Origin of the sequence: Saccharopolyspora sp. NFXS83 (genome assembly GCF_026241095.1) — a bacterium.
Taxonomy (GTDB): domain Bacteria; phylum Actinomycetota; class Actinomycetes; order Mycobacteriales; family Pseudonocardiaceae; genus Saccharopolyspora_C.
Genome location: NZ_JAPFGB010000007.1, coordinates 239,229 through 257,431 on the forward strand (window position 1 = coordinate 239,229; position 18,203 = coordinate 257,431).

At 70.7% G+C, this 18,203-nt stretch carries 16 protein-coding genes; 10 read left to right on the forward strand and 6 right to left on the reverse strand.

Going from position 1 to position 18,203, the window contains the following annotated elements; translation table 11 throughout:
* Positions 1-38 precede the first annotated feature (38 nt).
* The 5 genes from gcl to OOZ19_RS10620 form a co-directional block, all read right to left on the reverse strand.
* Positions 39-1,739, reverse strand: coding sequence for a glyoxylate carboligase (gene gcl / locus OOZ19_RS10600; protein ID WP_266089889.1), 1,701 nt, complete (start codon positions 1,737-1,739; stop codon positions 39-41).
* Positions 1,740-1,911: 172 nt separating this feature from the next.
* A complete protein-coding gene (locus tag OOZ19_RS10605; RefSeq protein WP_266089956.1) occupies positions 1,912-2,823 on the reverse strand; it encodes a 2-hydroxy-3-oxopropionate reductase in 912 nt (303 codons plus the stop codon).
* Entirely contained in the window at positions 2,823-3,623 is an 801-nt protein-coding gene (locus tag OOZ19_RS10610) for a hydroxypyruvate isomerase family protein (RefSeq protein WP_266089890.1), read from the reverse strand. The genes OOZ19_RS10605 and OOZ19_RS10610 overlap by 1 nt, the downstream gene beginning before the upstream one ends.
* A 352-nt stretch (positions 3,624-3,975) precedes the next feature.
* On the reverse strand, positions 3,976-4,698 hold the full coding sequence (locus tag OOZ19_RS10615; RefSeq protein WP_266089891.1) for an aspartate/glutamate racemase family protein: 723 nt from the start codon (positions 4,696-4,698) through the stop codon (positions 3,976-3,978).
* A gap of 41 nt (positions 4,699-4,739) precedes the next feature.
* A complete protein-coding gene (locus OOZ19_RS10620) occupies positions 4,740-6,215 on the reverse strand; it encodes an NCS1 family nucleobase:cation symporter-1 (protein ID WP_266089892.1) in 1,476 nt (491 codons plus the stop codon).
* 351 nt (positions 6,216-6,566) lie between these two features.
* Between OOZ19_RS10620 and OOZ19_RS10625 the strand changes: the two genes are divergently transcribed.
* From OOZ19_RS10625 to OOZ19_RS10660, 8 genes are all read left to right on the forward strand, one after another.
* A complete protein-coding gene (locus OOZ19_RS10625; RefSeq protein WP_416309416.1) occupies positions 6,567-7,331 on the forward strand; it encodes a bifunctional allantoicase/(S)-ureidoglycine aminohydrolase in 765 nt (254 codons plus the stop codon).
* A 142-nt stretch (positions 7,332-7,473) separates the two neighbouring features.
* Positions 7,474-8,382 (forward strand): LysR family transcriptional regulator, encoded by a 909-nt coding sequence (locus OOZ19_RS10630; RefSeq protein WP_266089894.1) that lies wholly within the window; start codon positions 7,474-7,476, stop codon positions 8,380-8,382.
* A 202-nt stretch (positions 8,383-8,584) separates the two neighbouring features.
* Positions 8,585-9,958: an MFS transporter gene (locus tag OOZ19_RS10635; RefSeq protein WP_266089895.1), complete on the forward strand. Its 1,374-nt coding sequence runs from the start codon at positions 8,585-8,587 to the stop codon at positions 9,956-9,958.
* Between the two features lie 210 nt (positions 9,959-10,168).
* On the forward strand, positions 10,169-11,461 hold the full coding sequence (locus OOZ19_RS10640; protein WP_266089896.1) for a flavin-containing monooxygenase: 1,293 nt from the start codon (positions 10,169-10,171) through the stop codon (positions 11,459-11,461).
* A complete protein-coding gene (locus OOZ19_RS10645) occupies positions 11,458-11,925 on the forward strand; it encodes a RidA family protein (RefSeq protein WP_266089897.1) in 468 nt (155 codons plus the stop codon). The genes OOZ19_RS10640 and OOZ19_RS10645 overlap by 4 nt, the downstream gene beginning before the upstream one ends.
* Positions 11,922-12,590 carry a DUF1028 domain-containing protein gene (locus tag OOZ19_RS10650; RefSeq protein WP_266089898.1) on the forward strand — a complete coding sequence of 223 codons (669 nt, stop codon included), beginning with the start codon at positions 11,922-11,924 and terminating at the stop codon, positions 12,588-12,590. The genes OOZ19_RS10645 and OOZ19_RS10650 overlap by 4 nt, the downstream gene beginning before the upstream one ends.
* A complete protein-coding gene (locus OOZ19_RS10655; protein WP_266089899.1) occupies positions 12,590-13,735 on the forward strand; it encodes a M20 family metallopeptidase in 1,146 nt (381 codons plus the stop codon). The genes OOZ19_RS10650 and OOZ19_RS10655 overlap by 1 nt, the downstream gene beginning before the upstream one ends.
* A gap of 75 nt (positions 13,736-13,810) precedes the next feature.
* Positions 13,811-14,185 carry an MmcQ/YjbR family DNA-binding protein gene (locus OOZ19_RS10660; protein WP_266089900.1) on the forward strand — a complete coding sequence of 125 codons (375 nt, stop codon included), beginning with the start codon at positions 13,811-13,813 and terminating at the stop codon, positions 14,183-14,185.
* A gap of 58 nt (positions 14,186-14,243) precedes the next feature.
* On the opposite strand, the gene OOZ19_RS10665 is transcribed toward OOZ19_RS10660, so the two are convergent.
* A complete protein-coding gene (locus OOZ19_RS10665) occupies positions 14,244-15,560 on the reverse strand; it encodes a saccharopine dehydrogenase family protein (protein WP_266089901.1) in 1,317 nt (438 codons plus the stop codon).
* Between the two features lie 223 nt (positions 15,561-15,783).
* Here OOZ19_RS10665 and OOZ19_RS10670 point away from each other — a divergent pair, with 223 nt between their 5' ends.
* Together OOZ19_RS10670 and OOZ19_RS10675 are read left to right on the forward strand one after the other, a co-directional pair.
* Complete coding sequence (locus OOZ19_RS10670) at positions 15,784-16,710, forward strand: carbon-nitrogen hydrolase family protein (protein WP_266089902.1); 927 nt, start codon at positions 15,784-15,786, stop codon at positions 16,708-16,710.
* A gap of 205 nt (positions 16,711-16,915) precedes the next feature.
* Positions 16,916-18,172, forward strand: a complete 1,257-nt coding sequence (locus OOZ19_RS10675) for a DUF418 domain-containing protein (RefSeq protein ID WP_266089903.1) — start codon at positions 16,916-16,918, stop codon at positions 18,170-18,172.
* Positions 18,173-18,203 lie beyond the last annotated feature (31 nt).

Here is an 18,203-nt window from a genome sequence, read left to right on the forward strand (position 1 = left end):
CGCGGTCGCCCCCCGCGGGCCGGGCCGGGTCGGGGCGCTCAGCCGAGCGGCACCTCCTCCGGTTCGATCATCGCGTCGATCCGGACGCCGCGCGGGGTGTTCGCCTCCCGCTCGATCATCACTTCGACCAGCACCGGGCGGCTCGTCGTCACGGCCTCCTTGCGGGCCCACTCGATCGTCGCCGCCAGCTCACCGGGTTCGAACACGCGCCGCCCGGAGCAGCCGTACGCCTCCATCACCTTGACGTTGTCGGTGCCGCAGGTGTCGTAGTGGATGTCGACCTCGGTGTTCATCTCGTACCCCAGCTCCGCCTGCCGGATCAGCCCGAGGTACTCGTTGTTCAACATGATGATCACGAACGGGATGTCGTACTGCGCCGCCACGGCCAGCTCCTCGACGAGGAACTGGAAGCCGTAGTCGCCGACGACCGCCGCCACTTCCGCGCCGGGCTCGGCGGACTTCACGCCGATGGCCGCCGGGATCTCCCAGCCGAGCGGACCCGCCTGCCCGCACACCTGGTAGTGGCGCGGCTTGTGCGCGGCCTGGAACTGGCCGGACCAGATCTGGTAGAGCCCGATCGCGGTGACGAAGTAGGTCTCCGGGTCGAACAGGGCGTTGATCTCCCGGAACACCCGCGGCGCCTTGATCGGCACCGCGTCGTAGTGGTCGGGCCGGGTCAACGTCCGCTTCAGCTCGCCGACGCGCCGGACCCACGATCGGTAGCGCTTGGTCGGCTCGCGGCGCTTCACCGCCTCCAGCAGCGCCGCCAGGAACAGTCCGGTGTCGGAGACGACGCCCAGGTCAGGCCCGAAGACCTTGCCGATCTGGGTGGGCTCGATGTCGACGTGGACGAACTTGCGCGAACCGCGGTAGACCTCCAGCGCGCCGGTGTGCCGGTCGCCGAACCGCGCGCCGAGCGCCAGCACCAGATCGGACTCCAAGAACGATTCGTTGCCGTAGCGCTGGCTGGTCTGGATGCCGGTCATCCCCGCGAACAGCTCGTGGTCCTCGGGGAACGAACCCTTGCCCATCAACGTGGTCTGCACCGGGATGCCGAGCAGCTCCGCGAGCTCGCGCAGCTGCTCGTGAGCGTCGCCCAGCAGGACCCCTCCCCCGGACAGCAGCAGCGGCCGGTCCGCTTCGAGCAGCATGTCCAGCGCCTTCTCCACCCGCGGCGGATGCGGGTGCACCGCGGCGACGGGCAGCGGGGCGTCGATCGCGGGATCCCAGTCGATCTCCTGCTGCTGGACGTCCAGCGGCAGGTCGATCAGGACCGGTCCGGGACGCCCGGACCGGGCGGTGCGGAACGCCTCCCGGAAGATCCACGGCGCCTGGGCGGCTTCCTTGACCTGCACCGCCCACTTGGTGACGGGCTTGGCGATCTCCACGATGTCGACCGCTTGGAAGGCCTCCTGGTGCAGCTTCGACGACACCGCTTGGCCGGTGATGCACAGCATCGGGATGGAATCGGCCTGCGCGGTGTAGAGGCCGGTGATCATGTTCGTGCCCGCCGGGCCGGAGGTGCCGATGGCGACGCCGACCCGTCCGTTGGTCCGCGCCCACCCGTCCGCCATGTGGGTGGCGCCCTCTTCGTGGCGCACGATCAGGTGCTTGATGTCGCGGTGCTCCAGCGCCGCGTACAGCGGGAGGATCGCGGCGCCCGGACAGCCGAACGCCGTGTCGACCCCCTCGGATTCCAGGACGTCGACCACAGCCTGCATGACAGGGACTTTGGGCATGGTGTAGGAATTCCTCTCGGATGTGGCGCCACGGCGCGCATCGATCGGGACGAGTCGGCGGTGCTGATCGCTTGGCGGCATTGGGGCCGCCGACTCGTTTCTGGTGGTGGTTCTTCTGCTGGGGTGTCCGGGTGGCGGAACCTCAGCGGCTTCGCCGCTGACAAGAGGTGAATCACGAGCGGCCGTTGAGCAGGGTGATCTGCTTGAGCAGGGCTGAGTGGTCCAGAGCGCCGTCGCCTTGGGCCACGGCGGCGGCGACGAGCTGGGCCACCAGGGTGCCGAGCGGTGCCGTGAGGCCTGCTTCGCGGACGGCGGCCTGCACGATGCCCATGTCCTTGTGGTGCAGTTCGAGCCGGAAACCCGGATCGAACTCCCGGTTGCGCATCTTCGCGCCCTTGGCGTTGAGCACGCTGCTGCCCGCGAGGCCGCCGCCGAGCACGTCCAGACCGGCCTCGGTGTCGACGCCGTGCGCCTCCAGGAACACCAGCGCCTCGGCGAGCAGGCCGATGTTGCCCGCGACGATGAGCTGGTTGGCCGCCTTGACGGTCTGCCCGGCACCGGCCGGTCCGACGTGGACGATCGTGGCACCGACCGCGCCGAGCACCTCCTCGGCGGCGGCGAACGCGTCCGCCGCACCGCCGACCATGATCGAGAGCGTGCCGTCGATCGCCTTGGGCTCACCACCGCTGACCGGCGCGTCGAGCGCCCGCAGGCCCCGTTCCGCCGCGGTTTCGGCGACGCGGCGGGCGGTGTCGGGGCGGATGGTGCTGCAGTCGACGAGCAGCGCGCCCCGCTCCGCGTGGGCCAGCACGCCGTTCTCGCCGAGCACGACGGCCTCGACGTCCGGCGAGTCGGGCAGCATGGTGAAGACGACGTCGGCGCCCGCGACCGCCTCGGCGACGCTCGCCGCGGCCGTGCCGCCGTCGGCGACCAGCTGGTCGACCTTGGCCCGGCTGCGGTTGTACCCGGCGACCTCGTGCCCGGCCTCGACCAGGTTGGCCGCCATCGGGCCGCCCATGATGCCCAGCCCGATGAATCCGATCTTGCGCATCGTCGTGCGCCTCCCTTTCGGTGTGCTGCTGATCAGCGGGCGAGCCAGTCGAAGCTGTCCGCGCTGGCCCCGCTCGGCTTGTACTCGAGGCCCAGGTAGCCGGTGTATCCGGCGGCGTCGAGCGCGGCGAAGTAGTGGTCGAAGTCGATGCCCCCGGTGCCCGGTTCGCCGCGCCCGGGGGCGTCCGCGATCTGCACGTGGCCGATGTCCCGCGCGCGCCGCTCGATCACCGCGTCGAGGTCGTCGCCGTTGACCGTCAGGTGGTACAGGTCGAACAGCAGCCGCAGGTTGTCCACGCCGCCTTCCTCGTGCACCCGGTCGATGACCCGCAGCGCGTCCGCGGCCTTCCGCAGGGGGTAGCTCGGCACGCCGCTGACCGGTTCGATGAGCACTCGCCCGTCGATGCGCGCGGTCGCCGCCGCCGCGCGGATGAGGTTCTCGGTCGCCACATCGTCCTGTTCGGACGGTGCGACGCCGTCGATGCGGTTGCCGTAGAGCGCGTTGAACGCGCGGCAGCCGAGCCGGTCGCCGATGCCGACCGCGACGTCGAGGTTGTCGGTGAACTCGCCGGCGCGCTTCGGGTCGGACAGCACGCCGCGCTCACCGGCAGGCAGGTCGCCGGCGAAGAAGTTCAGGCCCACGAGCCGAACCCCGGCGTCCGAGACGGCCCGCACGAACGCGTCGACCTCGCGATCGGAGGGCACCGCGACCGGGAAGGGCCACCAGTACTCGACCGCGTCGAACCCGGCGGCCTTCGCCGCCGCGGGCCGCTGCAACAGGTCGAGCTCGGTGAACAGGATCGAGAGGTTGACGTCGTACCGGATGGAACTCAAAGGAACCTCCTCGATAGATTTCACATCGCGAAATCTTTATTTTGTATAGTGGTAGATTAGCGAACGTAGATTTGCCGGTCAACGCTTTCCAGCACACCGGGGAATGGCGACGTCATCATCCGTGACGCATCGAACCGTCGCAGCGACACATCCGGAAGTCGTTGCGGCAAAAGGAAGTCAGAACTCAGCGCAGAGCATTCAACTGTCTACTGTGGTCACCACGGGGCAACCCGCGCGGCGCTCCACCGAGCCGAGCGCGCAGCCGAACTGACCGCACCGGGAATCCCGTTGCGGTCAGCTGTGTCTCGGACTTGGTTTTCGCTTCCCCCATGCGGGAACGGGCCGGACGGCCTCAGGAACGGGGCGGCCAGTTGGTCATCTTCTTCGGGCGCGGCGGCGCGTACGTGCGCACCTTCGACGTCGTCAGCCCCAGCCGGACGAGTGATTCCGCGATCGTCACCGCCGCCGTGACCCCGTCGACCACGGGCACCCCGGTGCGTTCCACCACGCGCTCGGCGAGCCCCGACATGCCGCCGCAACCCAGGCAGATCACCTCCGCCCGGTCGTCGTCCACCGCGCGCACCGCCTGCTCGGCGATGGCGTCGACGGCCGCCGCCGGGTCGCGGTCCAGGTCGAGCACGGCCAGCCCGCTCGCGCGCACCGACGCGCACCGGCCGCTGAGCCCCGCCGCGCTGAGCCGGTCCTCGATCAGCGGGACCGTGCGGTCCAGGCTGGTCACCACCGAGTAGGAGCGCCCGACGAACTGCGCGGTGCTCGCGGCGGCTTCGGTGATGTCCACGACCGGCACGTCGAGCAGCTCCTGGAGCCCTTCCCTGCCGTGCTCGCCGTACCCGGCTTGGATCACCGCGTCGAACGGTTCCGGATAGGCCCGGACCGCTTCCATCACCGCGATCGCCGCGAGGTAGCTCTCGTAGTTGCCCTCAACGGATTCCGCGCCGAACGACGGCGTCAGCGGCACGATCTCGGTGCCCGGAGCCGCCGCACCCGCCGCCTGCTTCCCGATGGACTCGGTGATGGCCGCGGTCGTGTTGACGTTGACGACGAGAATGCGCAAGATCCACCTTCTTCATGAGCTGTTGCCGGCCCGGTGCGGGCTCACTCTGCCGCGACCGCGATCGACTCGCCGTCCACGTCCCGCCCGTCGAGGTGGCGGTCGCCGATGACCGCGTAGATCACCGCGCCGAGCGCCGCGCCGATGAACCAGGAGAACCCGGACGCGGAACCGAAGGCGGGCACCAGCGCGACCACGACCGCGATCGCCGCGGCGGGCAGGAACGCCCAGACCGCCTTCGGGTTGTACCCGCGCCGGTAGTAGTACTCGCCTTCCGCGTCCTCGGTGTAGAGGTCCGGGACGTTCACGCGGGTCTTCCGCAGCAGCCAGTAGTCGGCCATGATCACGCCGAACAGCGGGCCGAGCAGCGCGCCGAGACCGCCGAGGAAGTAGTTCACCACGACCGGGCTGTCGTAGAGGTTCCACGGCAGGATCACCAGGCCGATGACGGCGCTGACCAGGCCCGCACGCCGGAAGTTCAGGTGCTTCGGGAACAGGTTCACCAGCACGTAGATCGGCGCCACGAAGTTCGCCAGCAGGTTCACCGCGATCGTCAGGATGATGAGCGCGACCGACGCGGTCGCGAGCAGGACCATGTTCGGGATCGTCTGCACGATGTCGGTCGGGCTGGTGATCACCCGTCCGTCCAGCTTGAACTGCGCCCCGCTGAGCACGACGACGATGACGGCGAAGAAGAGCATGTTCACCGGGATGCCGACCAGGTTGCCGCGCACGATGGACTGGCGGCTCTTGGCCGAGCGCGTGAAGTCGCAGAAGTTCAGGACGAACGTCCCGTAGATCACCACCCAGAGCGCGGCGCCTTCCAGGACCTTCAGCCACATCGCCCCGCCGGTGAGCGGTTGCGCCGTGGACAGCGAGATGGACCAGTCCGCGCGCCAGAACATCCAGAGCGCCAATCCGCACATCGTGATCAGCGTCGTCGGCGCCGCGATGGCCATGTACCGGCGGATCACGTGCATCCCGTAGCTGACGATGAGGACTTGGACGGCCCAGAGCACGAGGAACGTGATCCAGCCGAGCAGCGACAGGCCCAGCACCGATCGGTCCTGCAACCCTCGCAGCGCGGGGAACATGGCCACCAGCAACGTGTTGAGCACCGAGGACGCGAGGTAGGTCTGGATGCCGAACCACGCGATGGCGACGATGCCGCGCACGGCCGCCGGGAGCTGCGCTCCCCTGGTCCCGAAGGCGATGCGGCTCATGACCGGGAAGGGCACGCCCGCCTTGTGGCCCATGTAGCCGGACAGCGTCAGCAGCAGGAACAGCAGCACCGAGGCGAGGGCGAAGGCGGCGAGGATGCCCCACACGTTCAGCCCGAGGGCGAACAGGCCGATCGCGAACGCGTAGTTGCCGAGGCTGTGCACGTCGTTGGCCCAGAGCGTGAAGACGTTGTAGGCGCCCCAGCGGCGCCCTTCCTTCTTCGTCGGGGCCAAGTCGTAGCTGTACAAGCGGGCGCTCGGGGCGCCTTCCGGAGCTGCCGGGCGGTCCGTGGCAGTCATCGAACCGCCTCCAAGCTTGCGCTCGATGTGTCCATTATGTAGCCGATGTTTCCGCTATGTGAAAGTATACGACTGTGATTCGGAAACGGTAGCCATCGCCCCGATCGCCGTCAACAGTCACCGAGCGCGCTCGTCGAGCCGGCAAGTCGACCACGAACTCCCCCGCCGCGGGAAGTGCCAGGACGCGAATCCGCCGCGCACGATCGCCGTCACCGGCCCTCGCCACTCGCCCGCCCGGTTGTGTATACATAAGCGCACCCCCGGCTTCGCTCCTGCTCCACACGAGGAAGGGATCACTTGAACCAGCCGAGCTACTTCTCGCCCGAGGGCGGCCTGCCCTCGCAGTCCACGATGCTCACCGACCGCGCACTGGTCACCGAGTCCTACACGGTCATCCCGCGCGGCGTGCTCCGCGACATCGTCACCAGCAACCTCCCCGGGTGGGACCGCACTCGGGCGTGGATCCTCGCCAAGCCGATCCAGGGGTTCTCCACGACGTTCGCCCAGTACCTGGTGGAGGTGTCGCCCGGAGGCGGCAGCACCCGCCCCGAACCGGAGAGCGGCGTCGAGTCGGTCGTGTTCGTGCTCTCCGGTGACCTGCGGCTGGTCGTCGACGGCACCCGGCACGACCTCGCGCCCGGCGGCTACGCCTACCTCCCGGCCGGTGCCGACTGGTCGGTGTCCAACGACACCGACGAGCGCGCGAGCTTCCAGTGGGTCCGCAAGGCCTACGAACCGCTCGACGGCCACACCCCCGCGGCGTTCGCGGTCCAGGAGCAGGACGTCGCGCCCACGCCGATGCCCGACACCGGCGGCGCCTGGGCCACCACCCGCTTCGTGGACCCGAACGACCTCGCCCACGACATGCACGTCAACATCGTCACGTTCGAACCCGGCGCGGTCATCCCGTTCGCCGAGACGCACGTGATGGAGCACGGGATCTACGTGCTCGAAGGCAAGGCCGTCTACCGGCTCAACGACAACTGGGTGGAAGTCCAGGCGGGCGACTTCATGTGGCTGCGCGCCTTCTGCCCGCAGGCCTGCTACGCGGGAGGCCCCGGCAAGTTCCGCTACCTGCTGTACAAGGACGTCAACCGCCAGATCAAGCTGACCTGACCTGACCTTCCCGCAGCCGCGCAGCAGGGCGGGCGGCGGCCGATCGGGTGAGCGCCGGTGCGCCGGGTGCGCGGAGAGGTCGCGGCGTGCGGGCTAGTCTGCGGCGGAGAACCGCTTCGCAACCAGCACCTCGAGGGTCGGTATGACCACGCCCGGCTTCACGCTCGTCCAGCTCCGCTACTTCATCGCCGCCGCCGAACGCGGCTCGATGACCGCCGCCGCCGACGAGCTGCGCATCGCCCAGTCGGCGGTCTCCTCCGCCATCGCCAACCTGGAGCACGAGCTGCGCCTCCAGCTGTTCATCCGGCATCGGGCGCGCGGGCTGACCCTCACCTCCGCCGGAGAACGCCTGCTCGCCCAAGCACGGGACCTGCTGACCCGTGCTCGCGATGTCGAGGCGGAAGCCCGCGGCAGCGGCGGCACCCTGTCGGGCCCGGTGACGATCGGCTGCTTCGTGACGCTCGCGCCGTACTACCTCCCGGCCCTGTTCGCGGCCTGCGACCAGCACCACCCGGACGTCGAGCTGAACGTGGTCGAGGCCGAAGCCGAGCACCTGCACCAGGCGCTGCGCAGCGGCGGCATCGACTTCGCGCTCACCTACGACCTGAGCGCGCCCACCGACACCGACCTGCACCGCGAGACCATCGCCCTGGCACCGGCCTACGTCATCGTCCCGGCCGGTCATCGCCTCGCGGACCGCACGACCGTCGATCTCGCCGAGCTCGCGCCCGACCCGATGGTGCTGCTGGACCTGCCCTACAGCCGGGACTACTTCCGCGCCGTCGTGGCGACCTCGGGCACGGCGCCCGACGTGCGGTACCGCAGCCAGAGCTACGAGACCGTGCGCTCGCTGGTGGCGCAGGGGCTGGGGTACTCCCTGCTCAACCAGCGACCGCGGACCGACCAGACCTACGGTGGCGGCGAGATCGTGGCGCTCGAACTGCGCGGCGACCGCCCTCCGCTGGAAGTGACGATCACCGCCGTGAACGGGGTGCGCCAGACCGCCCGCGCCCAGGCCGTCATGGATCTGCTGCGCGTGATCCCCTTCTGACGGGCCCGCCCGCCCGGCGGCAGCGCCGCGGCCCCCGGACCGGTTCGCATCTGCTTTTCCGCTGCACCACAACTGAAACGTCTATTGGACGAATCTTCGCGCGCCGGGTCACCCTGTTCCGCACCACTGCGCTCCCGCCGTCGTCGGCCACCAACCCGGCGATCACGTCGGGGGAACGCACGATTCCCCCAAGGAGGCGCGCATGCCCACCTCGCACAACGACCCCGCCACGCCGGAGGTCGAGGTGGCCGCCGATGCGGTCGCACTGCGCCGGAGCGTCGCGGCCGGAGCCGTCGGCGTGTTCGTGCACTGGTTCGACTGGGCCGCCTACGCCTACCTCGCCGGGACCGTCGCCACCGTGTTCTTCCCGGCCGAGAACAGCACGACCGGGCTGCTCGCCGTGTTCGGCGTGTTCGCGGTGTCGTTCGGCATCCGGCCCATCGGTGCCGCCGTGTTCGGGCCGCTGGGTGACAAGATCGGCCGCAAGCGCACCCTGTCGCTGGTCATCTTCACGATGTCCGGAGCGACGCTGGGGATCGGACTGCTCCCCGGCTACGACTCGATCGGCATCGCCGCACCGGTGCTGCTGGTGGCCCTGCGGATGGTCCAGGGCTTCGCCGCGGGGGGCGAATTCGGGAGCGCGGCGAGCTTCCTGGCCGAAAGCGCACCCCGGCGGCGGCGCGGGTTCGGCGTCAGCTGGCTGGAAGTCGGCTCGCTGCTGGGTTTCCTGGCCGGTTCCTTCACGTTCCTGCTGCTGTCGGTGGGGCTCGACGACGGGCAGCTGACCTCGTGGGGCTGGCGCATCCCGTTCCTCGTCTCCGCGCCGCTGGGCATCATCGGCTTCATCATCCGCAGCAAGATCGAGGACACTCCGGAGTACCGGGCGCTCGAAGCCAACGACACCGTCCCGCGCAGCCCGGCGCGAGAGCTCGTGCGCGCCAACAAGCGGGAACTGCTCCAAGCCGCCGGTCTGATGACCGCCATGCACGTGCCGTTCTACGTGGTGCTGACCTACCTGGTCACCTACGAGACCGATCACCTCGGGCACTCGGACGGCAGCGCCGCGCTGCTGTCGACCGCGATCTCGCTGCTGGGACTGGTGCTGGTTCCGGTGTTCGGGCGCTTGTCCGATCACGTCGGGCGCAAGCCGGTGTTCGTCGGGGCCTGCGCGGCACTGCTCGTGCTGGCCACGCCCGCGTTCTTGCTCATGCGCACCGGATCGGCCGGGACCTGGGTCGCGGGTCTGCTGCTGGGAGTGGTCCTCGCCGCGATCCTCGGCACCTACGCGGTGTGGTCGGCGGAGATCTTCCCGACGCGCACCCGCCAGAGCGGCCTGTCCATCGCGTACAACGTCACCGCCGCTCTGTTCGCCGGGACGGTTCCCTACGTGATGACCGTGCTCATCTCCGCGACCGGCAGCACCCTCGTGCCCGGCCCGTACATGATGGTGTTCGCGGTGGGAGGCCTCATCGCCGCGCTGTCGCTCAAGGAGACCGCCGGCAACGCCCTGCTGCGCCCGGAGGACGTCTCCCCCGCACCTCTCGAACGACGACGAGACCCGGTGGACGCGCAGTAGGGGATCCGGGCGGATTCGTCCTGGCGCGCAACGAGGAAGTCCGCGTCCTGCGGCCCGTCCTCCGATCGGCCGCGACCGTCCACATCGAAAAAAGCGAACCAGTGCAGCGAGAACATCTGTTGGACGGAAGTGCCGCGGTGTTCGAGGATTCTCCTGCGGTGGCGCGGTGAACTCGACGCCGGGCCGACCACCGCCGGAGCGGAGGTTGACATGTCGATCGAAGACACCGAGGTGGTCGTCGTCGGGGCAGGCCAAGCCGGTGTGGCGATGAGCGAGCACCTGGGCGCCCACGGGGTACCGCACCTCGTCCTGGAACGGGACCGCATCGCCGAGCGGTGGCGTTCGCAGCGGTGGGATTCCCTGGTGGCCAACGGGCCCGCGTGGCACGACCGCTTCCCCGGGCTGGAATTCGCCGCGGTGGCCCCCGATTCCTTCGCGTCGAAGGACGAGGTCGCGGACTACTTCGTCGAGTACGCGCAGCGGATCGACGCACCGATCCGGTGCGGTGTCGACGTGACCTCGGTGCGCAAGAACACCGGTGCGCCCGGATTCCGCGTCGAGACCTCGGACGGTGCCGTCAACGCGCGCTTCGTGGTGGCCGCGACCGGACCGTTCCAGCGGCCCGTGATCCCGCCGATCGTGCCGGACGGCGCCGTCGCGGCGCAGGTGCATTCGAGCGGGTACCGCAACCCGGACCAGCTGCCCGAAGGGGCGGTCCTCGTCGTCGGAGCCGGTTCGTCGGGCGTGCAGATCGCCGAGGAGCTGCGCCGATCCGGTCGCCGCGTGTTCCTCTCGGTCGGCCCGCACGACCGCCCTCCCCGCCGGTACCGCGGGCGGGACTTCTGCTGGTGGCTGGGCGTGCTCGGGTTCTGGGACGCCGACACCCCTCCGCAGGGGGCCGAGCACGTGACCATCGCGGTCAGCGGAGCCCGGGGCGGACGCACCGTGGACTTCCGCGCCCTCTCGGACGCGGGGATCGAGCTGGTCGGCATGACGTCGTCGTGCGACGGCGGGGTGCTGCGCTTCGCGCCGGACCTCGCCACGAACATCGCGCTCGGCGACGCGAAGTACCTCGACCTGCTGCGCGCCGCGGACGAGTACGTCGAGCGCAACGGCCTCGACCTGCCCGAGGAACCGGAAGCGCACGTCCTCGGGCCCGCCCCGGACTGCGCGACCGACCCCCTGCTCGAACTCGACCTGGCCGCGGCCGGTGTCACCTCGATCGTCTGGGCCACCGGATTCGCCACCGACTACGGCTGGTTGCAGGTCGACGCGTTCGACGAGAACGGCCGACCCGACCAGCGCCGCGGCGTGTCCGCCGAATCCGGCGTCTACTTCCTGGGCCTGCCCTGGTTGTCGCGCCGCGGGTCGAGCTTCATCTGGGGCGTGTGGCACGACGCCCGCTACGTCGCCGACCACATCTCCACCCAGCGGGGCTACCTCTCCCAGCACGCCCCCGACCGGTCCGCCGAGACCGACGAGCACTCCAGGAGCAGCCGATGACCTCCGCCAACGAGGGGAACCAGGTGAACGACCCGATCGTCGCCGGCGGGCACACGCGGATCCGCCCCTTCAACACCCGCGACACCTATCCCGAGCAGAATCTGGACAACGACCTGTGCCAGGCGGTCGTCGCCGGGAACACGGTCTACGTGCGCGGGCAGATCGGGCAGGACCTCGACACCAGCGAATCGGTCGGTGTCGGCGACGTCGCGGCCCAGACCGAGCGGGCCATGGCCAACATCGACATGCTCCTGCGGGAATCCGGGGCTCGGATGGAGCACCTGGTCAAGCTGACGATCTACCTCGTCGACCCGCGCTACCGCGAAGCCGTCTACGGCGTCGTCGGGCGCTGGACCCGTGGCGTGCACCCGATCTCCACCGGACTGGTGGTCTCCGCGCTCGCGCGGCCCGAGTGGCTGATCGAGGTCGACGCCATCGCCGTCATCCCCGGAGGTGCGCGATGACGTTCTCCGTGCTGGGCACCGATCGCACCGGCGCCATCGGCATCGCCGTGACCTCCTCCAGTCCCGCCGTGGCCGCCCGCTGCATCCACCTGCGCGCGGGCGTGGGCGGGGCGTCCTCGCAGAACGTCACCGACCCGCGGCTGGGATCCGCGCTCCTGGACGCGCTGGAGTCCGGCGCCGGGGCGCGCGACGCGCTGGCCGCGGTGGTCGGTGGCCACGAGCTGATCGAGCACCGCCAGCTCACCGTCCTCGAACCGAACGGCGGCGGTGCCGCGCACTCCGGAGCCGAATCCCTCGGCGTGCACCGGGATCGCGTCGGTGCGCGGGTCGTCGCCGCCGGGAACATGCTGCGCTCGCCCGAGGTCGTCGACGCCGTCGTCGACTCCTTCGAGAGCTCGGGCGGTGAGCTCGAAGACCGCCTGCTCCGCGCGCTCGAAGCCGGTTCCGCCGCCGGTGGCGAGGCGGGACCGGTGCACTCGGCCGGGCTCTCCGTCGTCCGCGAAGTGTCGTGGCGCGAGACCGACCTGCGGGTCGACTGGAGCGACAGCCCGATCGTCGACCTCCGGGCGCTGCTCGACCGCTGGCTGCCCCAGCGCGACGACTACGTGACCCGCGCGCTCAATCCCGCTTCCGCGCCGTCGTACGGCGTCCCCGGGGACGAGTGATGGCCGGGGTCGACGCGGCCAAGAAGCGTGCCGCCGACACCGTCGCCGGTGATGCCGAACGGCTCATCCGGCTCTCCGAGCAGCTCCACGCCCACCCGGAAACGGCGTGGCAGGAGCACCGCTCGGCGCGCTGGGTGGCCGAGTCCTTGCAGGAGTCGGGCTTCACGATCACGCCCGCGTACCTGGGGTTGGACACCGCGTTCCTGGCGACCTTCGGCAGCGGCCCCTTCCGCCTCGGGCTCTGCGCGGAGTACGACGCCCTGCCCGGCCTCGGGCACGCGTGCGGGCACAACCTGATCGCGGCCATCACCGCGGGCGCGGCGCGCGCCTTGGCGCCGCTCGCGGACGCCGCCGGGCTCACCATCGAGGTCTACGGCACTCCCGCCGAGGAGGGCGGTGGCGGCAAGGTCGAACTGCTGGAGCGCGGGGCGTTCGCCGGGCTCGACCTGGCGATGATGGCGCACCCGGCTCCCGTCGACGTCGCGGAGGCGGAACCGTTCGCCGTGTCGCACTCGCACGTGGCCTTCCAGGGCAAGGCGTCCCACGCCGCGGCCTACCCCGAGCAGGGCGTCAACGCCGCCGACGCCTTCACCATCGCCCAGGTCGCGATCGGCTTGCTGCGCCAGCAGTTGCCGCACACCGTGCGCGTCCACGGCGTGATGACCAACGGCGGGGAGGCTCCCAACGCGATCCCCGCCCGCACCGAAGGACGCTGGTACGTCCGGGCCGAGGACTCGGCGCAGCTGGCCGAGACCGAGCAGAAGGTGTGGCGCTGCTTCGAGGCGGGTGCCCTGGCCACCGGGAGCTCGCTCGAGGTCACGCCGGAGAGCAAGCCGTACTCGGAGTTCCGCACCTACCGGCCGGCCCTCGACGCCTACGTCCGCAACGCCGAGGAGCTCGGCCGCACCTTCGGCCGGGACCCGGTGGCGCGGCGGATGAACCGCGCTTCCACCGACATGGGCAACGTTTCCCAGCTGGTGCCCGCGATCCACCCCTACGTCGGGATCGGCTCGCTTCCGGCGCTGAACCACCAGCCGGAGTTCGCCGCCCACTGCGTCGGCGGTGACGCCGAGAAGGCCCTCTTGGACGCCGCCACCGCGCTCGCGTGGACCGCCCTCGACGTCGCGACCGGCGACGTCCGCTGAACACCCGTCGTCCGGTCGCGCACCCGCGCCGGGCGACGGGCTCCCACCGTCGGGGGTGCCGCCTACCCTCGCGACATGACGCCCCACGACCTCAAAGCCGCGTGCCTGGCCATGCCCGGCGCGCGGGAGGAATTCCCGTTCGACGAGTCCAACAGCGTCTTCAAGGTCGCCGGGAAGCTCTTCGCGATCAGCAGGCTCGACGCGGAGCCGCTGCGGGTGAGCCTCAAGTGCGAGCCGGACCTGGCGGTGTCCCTGCGCACGAGCTACCCGAGCGCCGTCGGCCCCGGTTACCACCTGAACAAGCGCCACTGGAACACGGTCGTCGTCAACGACGCCGTGCCGGATCCACTCGTCCGGGACATGATCGAGGACTCCTACGACCTGGTCGTCGGCGGGCTGCCGCGCCGCGAGCAGGACAAGCTCGAATGGCTCAAGATCCGCCACGGCTGACCGGTTCCCGCGCTGGCCCGATGCAGGCCGCGCGCGGAAACCGGGAACCCTGCCGGGCCTAGCCGACCCGCTCGACGTCGAGGTCGACTCCGGCCGCGCGGAGCCGGTCGACGAGCACGTCGCCCATCGCGGTGGCCGGGGTGAGCACCCCTGCTCGTTCGGGGAGCGCGTCGCGGTGCAGCGCCAGGGACAGCGCGCTTTCGCCGAGCATCACCGCGGTCGCCTTGTACCCGGGGTCGCCCTGGGCGCGGAACCGCGAGCGGTAGCGGGCACCGGTCGTCGTGGTCGTGTACGTCTCGGTGGTGAAGTGCCCTCGTTCGCGGGTCTGCTCGCTCGGCCCCTCCCCCGCCTTCGGCAGGATCCGGTCGAGCACCGAGCGCACCGGCTTGATCGACATGGCTCCGAGGAACAAGGCCGTTCCGGCGCTGACCGCACCGGCGACGGCCGTCGAGACCACCGGCGTCCGGCCGACGGCCATGGTCTCGCCGTAGTGGAAGTCGCTGCCGTAGGCACCGTCGAGCAGGGCGTTGGAGCGGCGCACGATGCGGGTGTTGTGGCTGGCCATGAAGAACGGGGCGAGGGTCCCGCCGAGTCCGGGGTCGACCTTGGACGCGTCGACCAGCGCCATGTCTCCGGGCTCTTCGGAGCGCTTGACGCGGGCGCGCTCACCGGGGCCCGTCGACAGCGCGTGCGGGTTGCCCAGGACGCGCCGGACGGCGGGGTCCGCTGCCTGCTGCGCGATCACCCGCATCGAGTCGATCGTCCCGCCGCTCACACCGCCGCGGAGCTTGCGCACGACCATGGTGGTGCCGGTCATCTCACCGGTGCCGTCTTCCTGGATCTTCTTGTGCAGCACGTACGTGCCGAGGTCCGAGGGAACGGAGTCGAACCCGCAGGAGTGGACGATGCGGGCGCCGTTGGCGGTGGCCCGGTCGGCGAACTCGTCGATGCACCGGCGGACGAACGGCACCTCGCCGGTGAGGTCGACGTAGTCGGTGCCGGCCTCCGCGCACGCGGCGACGAGCCCTTCGCCGTAGCGCAGGTAGGGCCCCACCGTGGTGCACACGACCCGAGTCCGGCCCGCCATCTCCTCGAGGGTGGCGGCGTCGTTCGTGTCGGCGATGATCAGCGGCCACTCGGCGGCGGGGGCGGGCAGCTCCCCGCGCACTCGCGCCAGCTTGCTCTCGCTGCGCCCGGCCAAAGCGATCTTGGTCCCGGCCGGTGCGTGCTCGGCCAGGTACAACGCGGTGAGCCGGCCCACGAATCCGCTGGCACCGAACACAACAACGTCGAACTCGCGATCGCTCATCGTCACGCCTTCCTTCGGGGTGGCCCTGCCCGGTCCGATGATCCGGCCCGCGGTCTGCTCGTCCACCGCGGAGCGCCACCGGCACCATAACGCCGCACACCATCCCCCAGAGCACCACCACCGCCCCCGGGATCGCGACGATGATCACGGTTCGCGCGGCGGACCGGTCCCGCTCGGCGTCGTCCGGCCGGGCACGTGGTCGACCACGCCAGGCCCCGGTGACGCCGTCGCCGCCCCGATGCGCGGAAATCGAGCTGAGTCGAGCTGCCGATGCGGGCACCATGGGCGGATGGTGGCGATCAGCGTGGCTACGTGCCAGTTCGCGGTGAGCGAGGACGTCTCCGCCAACCTCCGCGACGTCGTCGGCCAGTTGCGGACGGCGCGGCGGCGGGGCGCCGACGTCGCCCACTTCCCCGAGGGAGCGCTGTCGGGTTACGCGGGCTGCGACTTCGGCTCGTTCGACGGGTTCGACTGGGAGGGCCTGCGATCCGCGACCCGCCACGTGCTGGACGTGGCTCGCGAGCTGGGCATCTGGGTCGTGCTCGGCTCCGTGCACCGGCTCGGTGACGACATCGAGCCGCACAACAGCCTGTACGTGATCGACGATCGCGGCCGGATCGTGGACCGCTACGACAAGCGCTTCTGCTCCGGGGACGCCGAAGGGCGCACCGGCGACCTCGCCCACTACAGCCCTGGGGACCACGGCAGCGCGTGGGAGATCAAGGGCGTGATGTGCGGCGCCCTGATCTGCTACGACTACCGGTTCCCCGAGCTGCACCGGGAGTACGCGAAGCGAGGGGTGCGGCTGCTGTTCCACTCCTTCCACACCGGGAACGCGGCGCCGGAGCGGGTCGCGGCCATCGGAGCCGCGATCGGCCCCGAGCACGAGCGGTTCAACCCGGCGGCGACGTTCACCTATCCCGGAATCACCATGCCCGCCGCCATGACGGCGGTGGCCGCGAGCAACCACATGTGGATCAGCTGCCCCCACTCGTCCGCGCCGGAGAGCCTGTGGCCCGCGTTCTTCGTCCGCGCCGACGGTGTTCGCGTCGGGCAGCTCCGGCGCGACGAACCCGGCGTCCTCATGTCCACTGTGGACACAGAGGAGGGACTCTACGACTCCACGGCGCCGTGGCGCCACCGCGCGCTCGCCGGACGCCTCCGCAGCGGTACCCCCGTCGACCACCCAAGATCAACCGACCGAACCTCGCTGTGACGCCCGCGCCGCGTCGGCTCTCCAGCCCTCGCAGCGACTTCGACTCGAATCCTGCCGACGACCAGGCCGAACAGCGCCGTGCGCTCGGGCCGCGGCCGGAGATTCCCGGATCGCTGCGCGAAGACTCCGGAAAGCCGAGACTTGAGCATGCCGTGAGGGCACGGGCTTCCATGGGCGGATCCACCCTTGAGAGGAGCCCGTTCCCGTGTCCACCACGACCACTCCGCCCTTGCCCGCATCCGGTGCCGCAGCGCCCGCGCAGCCGACGCCGCTGCACGATCGAGCGCTCGCGCCGGACCTCGCTCGCGGCATGATGCTGCTGCTCATCGCCCTGGCGCACACCCCGTGGTTCCTGTTCACCGCGACCATCGGCGTCACGCTGATGCACCCGGCCGATGGCGGTGCGGCCGACCGGATCGCGCAAGCGTTCACGATCATCGTGGTCGACGCCCGCACGCACACGATGTTCGCGTTCCTGTTCGCCTACGGCATCGGGCAGCTCCACGCGCGGCAGATCTCCGGCGGCACCTCGGAACGGGACGCGCGGAGGCTGCTGCGGACCCGGCACCTGTGGATGGTCGGATTCGGCCTGGTGCACGCCGTGCTGCTGTGGCAGGGCGACATCCTCGGCACCTACGGCCTGATGGGATTCCTGCTCGTGCCGCTGTTCTTCAAGCGCCGCGACCGCACCCTGAAGATCTGGATCGGCGTCCTGCTGGGTCTCGGCGCCGCGTTCAGCGCCGCCATGACGATGCTCCCCGCCGGAGGCGTCGCGCCGACACCGAACCTGCAGCGGCTCGCGGTCGCCGAAGGCGACTACGTCGCTTCGATGCTGCTGCGCTTGACCGCCTGGGCGCCCGGCCTGCTCACGGGCATCGCCACGCTCGTGCTGCCGGCGGCGTTCCTCATCGGCCTGCTGGCGTCGCGGCACCGCGTGCTCGAAGAGCCGTCGCGCCACCTCCCGCTGCTGCGCGGAACCGCCATCATCGGCATCGCCGTCGGCTGGGGCGCCGGTGCCGTGCAGGCGCTCGTGCACATCGGCGTGCTCGACCTGCCCAACCCTGCGGCGTTCGGGATGGTGCACTTCTACACGGGCATCTTCGCCGGAGTCGGTTACGCGGCCCTGTTCGGCCTCATCGCGCACCGGTTCGCGGCGCGCGGCGCGACTCCGCCGCTGCCCGTGCGCGCGCTGGTCTCGCTGGGGCGGCGTTCGCTCAGCGGCTACCTGGCGCAATCGGTGGTCTTCGTGCCGGTGCTCTCGGCATGGGGATTCGCCCTCGGCGCGCAGCTGTCGAGCTGGTCGGCGCTGTGCGTCGGCGTCGGCACCTGGCTGCTGACCGTCGTCGTGGCGCACGCGCTCGACCGCGCGGGCATCCGCGGCCCGGCGGAGACGCTGCTGCGGAAGCTGACGTACCGCTCCGCACGCGGCCGTGCCCGGAAGGCCACGAGCAGCGCGGCTTGATCGGACGGCAGGGCGCTCGACGTGCGACGTC

Coding starts and splice junctions, on each gene's coding strand:
- gcl (WP_266089889.1), bottom strand. CDS start 1,739: ATGCCCAAAGTCCCTGTCATGCAGGCTGTGGTCGACGTCCTGGAATCC.
- OOZ19_RS10620 (WP_266089892.1), bottom strand. CDS start 6,215: ATGACTGCCACGGACCGCCCGGCAGCTCCGGAAGGCGCCCCGAGCGCC.
- OOZ19_RS10625 (WP_416309416.1), top strand. CDS start 6,567: ATGCTCACCGACCGCGCACTGGTCACCGAGTCCTACACGGTCATCCCG.
- OOZ19_RS10630 (WP_266089894.1), top strand. CDS start 7,474: ATGACCACGCCCGGCTTCACGCTCGTCCAGCTCCGCTACTTCATCGCC.
- OOZ19_RS10635 (WP_266089895.1), top strand. CDS start 8,585: ATGCCCACCTCGCACAACGACCCCGCCACGCCGGAGGTCGAGGTGGCC.
- OOZ19_RS10640 (WP_266089896.1), top strand. CDS start 10,169: ATGTCGATCGAAGACACCGAGGTGGTCGTCGTCGGGGCAGGCCAAGCC.
- OOZ19_RS10645 (WP_266089897.1), top strand. CDS start 11,458: ATGACCTCCGCCAACGAGGGGAACCAGGTGAACGACCCGATCGTCGCC.
- OOZ19_RS10650 (WP_266089898.1), top strand. CDS start 11,922: ATGACGTTCTCCGTGCTGGGCACCGATCGCACCGGCGCCATCGGCATC.
- OOZ19_RS10655 (WP_266089899.1), top strand. CDS start 12,590: ATGGCCGGGGTCGACGCGGCCAAGAAGCGTGCCGCCGACACCGTCGCC.
- OOZ19_RS10660 (WP_266089900.1), top strand. CDS start 13,811: ATGACGCCCCACGACCTCAAAGCCGCGTGCCTGGCCATGCCCGGCGCG.
- OOZ19_RS10670 (WP_266089902.1), top strand. CDS start 15,784: ATGGTGGCGATCAGCGTGGCTACGTGCCAGTTCGCGGTGAGCGAGGAC.